The sequence below is a fragment of the Mesorhizobium sp. M7A.F.Ca.CA.004.12.1.1 genome, from assembly GCF_003997835.1.
In the GTDB taxonomy this organism is placed as follows: Bacteria; Pseudomonadota; Alphaproteobacteria; order Rhizobiales; family Rhizobiaceae; genus Mesorhizobium.
In genome coordinates this window covers 1-4087 of record NZ_RZRK01000558.1, presented here as the reverse complement: position 1 = coordinate 4087, position 4087 = coordinate 1, and the positions used below count along the sequence as shown (strand labels likewise).

Genomic DNA, 4087 nt, shown 5'->3' with positions numbered 1-4087 from the left:
ATCTGGCCGGGCTCGACACGGGTGTCGGCCTTGACCCGTCCGCCATCGACGCGGATCTGGCCGGAGCGCAGAAGCTTCTGCAAATGGCCGAAACCAAGGCCCGGGAAATGGGTCTTGAACCAGCGGTCGAGCCGCATGCCCGCCTCGCCGGCCTCCACCGTGATCTGTTCAACGCCTGCCATGTTTTTTGTCGCTTATCCGTTTCCCGAGCGAAGCTCGGCCTGTTCTTGGCGCGGCAATAGCACTAAGGCAGGCTTCTTGCGAGCCAAAGTCCCAGAAACAGGGCGATAATGGCGCCAATGACGCTGGCAAGGGCATAAGCCAGCGCAGGCAGCGTGGCTCCCCGCTCCCACAGCGTCGCGAAATCGAGCGAAAAGGCGGAGAAGGTGGTGAAGCCGCCGAGAATGCCGGTAGCAACGAACAGCCTGACCTCGTTCGATCCGCCACGGCGCATCATGGAGGCGATGAACAGCCCCATGGCGAAGGAGCCAATGATGTTGATGGCCATCGTGCCCCAGGGATAGCTGGGGCCGACAAAACGCAGCGCGCCGATGTTGGTAAGGTGACGAATTCCGGCACCGATGCCGCCACCGACGACGACGAGAAACAGATTGAACATGACCGTTTACTGCCCCCGCACGGCTGCCCCGTCAATCCCTCGTTGCGGGCGCAACCGCACGCAGATCGAGCTCACCACTCAGGCGTTGCCCATCCCGGATATTTTTTCCTGAACTCGTTATAGAGGTCATCGACCTCCGTTTTGCCGATAGGGCGCACCTGTTCGTAGAGGTAGCCCTTGACGTCGCCGGACAGCTGGTAAGCCGCTATGCGCCTGTATGCTGCGCCAATGCCTTTGCCCTCGACGATGTATTGGTCCGGTATCGAGACACAGAGCTGCGCGCCCTGCTGCAGATGGATAACGGGCGGGTCGGTCACGACAACGTATTTGGACTTCAACGCCGCCGGTCTGAATCGATCGCGACTATCGACCTGACAAGCCCACTCGATGCGAGGGTAAAGGTCCTTGTCCATTTCATACAGCAATGAATCGCTCATGATCCCGCTGGATGCAAACACCGACAACCGGTCCCCAGGTCCCATCTTTCCAAGAAGGTCATCGATAAGGCGCCTGTATTCTGGAAGATTGTCGAGGTGCAGCGGGAGCGTGGCTTCCCTGGCAAAGACGTAGCTGATCGGCGACAGAACCTGGCGGCCAGTCGGGAAAAAAGTACCGAAAAACGCCAGCCCGGCGGCAACGGCTATCGCGGCGTTCGACCATCGCGATCTCAGTGCCGGCATCGAAACGATCGCAACGATTGCCTGGGCGTAGGTAGGAAAGAGCCAAAGAAATACCGGCACCGAATGATGGCGATCCGGGTCCTGCATGCGGGTGAAGAGGACGAAGGTGAGTGCCGAAGCAACGGCACAGAACAGGGAAAATCTGTTTTGGCGTATAATGGAGATGTAAAGGCCAAATACGATCAACAGCCAGTTCACATAGCTGAGCCGGGATCCCACCTGGACAATCTGCGAAACGAAGTCCGTCTTGTATCCGCTGTAAAGATCGCCATAGCTGGTTCCCAGTATCTTGAAGATCAAGGGTTGCTGGAAGGTCAGCGCGGCTCCGACAACCACGAGGATCGCACACAGGCCTCCGACGGCGGCATTGCGGAGTGCCGGAAAGTCCCGATCTTTGGCAACCTGCAGAAAACAGAAGAAGGCTGCGGAAATTCCGAGCCCGATGACAGGATAGGCGTGCCAGCGGCGCAGCACGAACGCCAACCACAGGCATACGCCGACACGTATTCCGCTGATCACCGGTTCATGGGTCAGGAACCTCGATTTCCAGAGAAAATAGGTTGCCGCGCAAAGCGCGAGACAGCCGGCAATGTCAGGCAACCCACGGAGCGTCGCCGCCCAGAACGGCGTGTAGAGAAAGGCCGCAATCCATACGGTGAGCCAGCTTCGGCATGAAGACGTCCCGGTCGCCGCCTCCAGATAGCTAATTCTGCCGATGAGAAGAGCGGTCGGGACCAGATAAACAGCAACTATTCCGGCGATATAGGAAAACCTCGAATCGCCAAAAATGATGTGAAACGGCATCAGCGGCACCAGGATCGCCGCACTGTAGTCATCCGTGGCGATCGAGGTCCTCAAATGGCTGAGCCACTCGAGAGGGCTCTGAATCAAGAGCGTGCCTTGCCGGCTGAACGTGTCGAAATAGGCAGCGAAGTCCCAGTAATAGACAGGCTGCTCAAGCCCTACATAGGTGAGAGCAAGAGCAACTCCCAGCAGAGCGGTGCACACATATGTCGTTGCCCAAAATCCGAGAGATCTGTTCTTCGTCACTTGAAGCCGCCAGAAGGAGAAGAGGCAGAACTGTCAAAGTCAGCCCGGGGCCGCCGTTCATGCAGCCAGGAGCCGTTCCGGCGCATGAGCGGCCACAAGGATGGCCAAGTCTCACACGCAGAGCACCCAAATGCCGCCGGCAGCGCCGGTTTTCTAAAGCTCAGGTCGTGCCGGCATTCTTCGGCTTGGTCGAACCGATCATCTTCCAGTTCTTGTAGAACATGGAATTGATGCGCTCGACGCTGACCGAGACGATTGAGAGCATGCCCGCGATCAGTCTGGGAACCGGAGACGGCCGGATGATGTCCATGAAGACGCAGTAGCGGCGTCCGTCATACTCGTTGACCGAGCGATGCAGCAGCGTGTCGTCGAAGATGAACAGCGGATTGTCGTACCAATAATTCTTGACGTTGCCGCACTCGACGAAAATCTCCGACTTAACCGGGATCAGATTGTAGAGGATGCGCAGGCTGAGCCGCAGCGGGCCGAAATGCCAAGACGTCGATTCGCGCTTGCTGAAGACGGAAACGGCTATGGTCTTGATGTACTTGAAGTCCTTGTTGAACTCGGCGACGTTGTCGATCCTGTGCTTACCGTACCACTGGTAGACATACATGCCGCGCCGGCCGGCGCCGAAATTGGCGTCGATATCGGCAATGATCTCATCTTTGCGCGCCTTGAAGATGTCCAGGACCTCGTTGACCTCGCGCTGATAGTCGGCGGGAAACTGCTCCAGCTTCCAGACACCTGGATTTCTGTAGCACAAGAGGTCGACCAGCAGATTGAACGGCGAAAGCAGCCAGGTGAACAGGCCGTTGCCGAGAAAATAGCCTGAGAACAGCGACAGATCCTTGCGGTCGTTGCGCAGCACGTCGATCAGGCCGCAGATGATGAAGATCGTCGTCAGGATGGGAATGAAATAGAAGCCAAGGGCGAGAAGCGGGATGGCAATGGCGAATTTGCGAAGGGACTTGCGAAGGGTTTTTGTCATTTTTCCACGCGCGGAGCGCGATCCTGTTGCGAATGAAGTGCCCAAATCACGGCAACGACCACCGCCCGGTCGTGCGCCTTGATAAGGTTTTTTGGGTTACCACACAACGGCCCTGCTATCGTGGCCGGCTGGCTGCCTGGTGGATCTGGCCAACGGCCTCACGCAAGCCTGCTACTCCCGCTCCTTGCGCAGCTTCGCCCAATAGTCGAGCCGCTTCCTGATGTCGCGCTCGAAGCCGCGCTCGGGCGGATCATAGAAGGTCTGGCGGCCCATCTTCTCGGGAAAATAATCCTGCCCCGAAAAGGCATCCGGCTCGTCATGGTCGTAACGATAGCCGGCGCCGTAATCCTCCTCTTTCATCAGCTTTGTCGGCGCGTTGAGGATGTGCTTGGGCGGCAGCAGCGAGCCGTGTTCCTTCGCGGCCCGCGTGGCAGCCTTGAAAGCATTGTAGACGGCGTTGGATTTGGGCGCGGTGGCGAGATAGACGGTGGCCTCGGCAAAAGCCAGCTCGCCCTCGGGCGAGCCGAGATAGTCGTAGGCATCCTTGGCGGCATTGGCGACGACAAGCGCCTGCGGGTCGGCAAGGCCGATGTCTTCCATGGCCATGCGCACCAGCCGGCGGCCTAGATAGAGCGGATCCTCGCCGGCATCGAACATGCGTGCGAGATAGTAGAGAGCCGCGTCAGGGTCTGAACCGCGTACCGATTTGTGCAGCGCCGAGATCAGATTGTAATGGCCGTCCTGGCC

At 58.5% G+C, this 4087-nt stretch carries 3 protein-coding genes and 2 pseudogenes; all 5 read right to left on the bottom strand.

Translation table 11 applies throughout. From position 1 onward, the window contains the following. Positions 1–182, bottom strand: a pseudogene (locus tag EN984_RS24955) (RluA family pseudouridine synthase); the annotation flags it as partial. A gap of 62 nt (positions 183–244) precedes the next feature. Next, positions 245–619 (bottom strand): fluoride efflux transporter CrcB, encoded by a 375-nt coding sequence (gene crcB / locus EN984_RS24950; RefSeq protein WP_127268771.1) that lies wholly within the window; start codon positions 617–619, stop codon positions 245–247. 71 nt (positions 620–690) lie between these two features. Next, complete coding sequence (locus tag EN984_RS24945; RefSeq protein ID WP_127268772.1) at positions 691–2349, bottom strand: hypothetical protein; 1659 nt, start codon at positions 2347–2349, stop codon at positions 691–693. 160 nt (positions 2350–2509) lie between these two features. Beyond that, a complete protein-coding gene (locus EN984_RS24940; RefSeq protein WP_127268773.1) occupies positions 2510–3340 on the bottom strand; it encodes an aspartyl/asparaginyl beta-hydroxylase domain-containing protein in 831 nt (276 codons plus the stop codon). Positions 3341–3511: 171 nt separating this feature from the next. Further along, positions 3512–4087 (bottom strand): annotated as a pseudogene (locus EN984_RS24935) (replication-associated recombination protein A); the annotation flags it as partial.

Bases quoted from the DNA above. Each gene is read 5' to 3' on its own strand.
- EN984_RS24940 (WP_127268773.1), bottom strand. From the start codon at position 3,340: ATGACAAAAACCCTTCGCAAGTCCCTTCGCAAATTCGCCATTGCCATC.
- crcB (WP_127268771.1), bottom strand. From the start codon at position 619: ATGTTCAATCTGTTTCTCGTCGTCGTCGGTGGCGGCATCGGTGCCGGA.